Origin of the sequence: Clostridium lamae, from assembly GCF_033043255.1 — a bacterium.
Classification (GTDB): Bacteria; Bacillota; Clostridia; order Clostridiales; family Clostridiaceae; genus Clostridium; species Clostridium lamae.
Window position 1 is genome coordinate 1 of record NZ_JASCQJ010000085.1, and the last position, 1,244, is coordinate 1,244.

General features: G+C 29.2%; 2 protein-coding genes. Both read right to left on the bottom strand.

Annotated elements, in window-relative coordinates; genetic code table 11:
* Positions 1-42: 42 nt before the first annotated feature.
* A complete protein-coding gene (locus tag QK892_RS18375; RefSeq protein ID WP_317274996.1) occupies positions 43-948 on the bottom strand; it encodes an IS3 family transposase in 906 nt (301 codons plus the stop codon).
* On the bottom strand, positions 912-1,244 hold a 333-nt coding region (locus tag QK892_RS18380; protein ID WP_317274995.1), incomplete at its 5' end, for a transposase. The genes QK892_RS18380 and QK892_RS18375, both read right to left, overlap by 37 nt.

The window sequence follows — 1,244 nt, forward strand, 5'->3', positions numbered from 1 at the left end:
TAAACTTGACCCTGTCAAGTAGACAATAGGAAAAAAGACTCTTTATGCGGCATGAAACTTATATTGAATAGGACTCATGCCGTATTTTAGTTGTATTCTCTCATTATTATAAAAATAAATATATTCATTGATTTCATTTATTAACTTTTCCATTTCTTGTGTTTTACTTAAGTATATTAATTCTGATTTTAAATGCCCAAAAAATATTTCAATAGGAGCATTATCCCAGCAGTTTCCACGACGAGACATAGATTGAGTAATACAATGCCTTTTTAAATCATCACAATATTCTTTTCTTGTATATTGAAACCCTTGATCGGTATGTAATATACACCCTTCTTCCAAGTGTAGATTATATAGTTGCTCTAATGTATCACTAACTAATTTTACATCATTCCGAGTACTCATATTATAAGCAATAATTTGATCGTTATATAAATCTTTTACTGCGCTCAAATATAAAAATCGACGACTAGATTTATCTAGAGGAATATATGTTATATCCATGCATAACTTCGTTAACGGCTTAATAGCTGTAAATTCTCTATTCAATATGTTCTTCGCTACTGATGCAGGTTTAAACTTATGCTTATATACTTTTTTACGTATAACAGCTTTTATATTCATTTCATTCATTAGTCTATATACACGCTTATGATTTATATCGATTCCTAATATATTATTAAGATAAATGCATATTCTCTTTCTTCCATAAGTTCCTCTATATTTATTATGTATATCTAGTATATGATTCTTAATTATTTTATCCTGGATATCTTTTTCTGTAATTATATCCTTATGTTTAAGCCACTTATAATAGGAGCTACGCGCTACTTTTGCCAATAGGCAAAGGCGGGAAATGCAATATCGCTCTGACAATAAAAATATAATTCTGTAGATATTGCTTCGTTTTATTCTTTTATCAGAGCTTGCAATTTTTTTAGGAATTCATTCTCCATTCTTAAATACTCAACTTCTTCTTCTATTGATGAGAATTTAGTTTTGGGTCTACCTCTTCGTGAGCCATTAGTTTGAGCTTTAGATTTTATTCCTCTATTTTCAACATCGAAAGCTTTATCACCTTCAGCTTGATATTTCTTTACCCAATCGTAAACTCTCTTTTTTTCACTTAATCCTAATTCCTTTGCAATTGTATTTGCTCCTATATGCTGATTTAAGTACATATCAACTGCTTTTAATTTGGTTTCCTTGCTATATTTCCTTTGAATTCTACTCATAAAAAA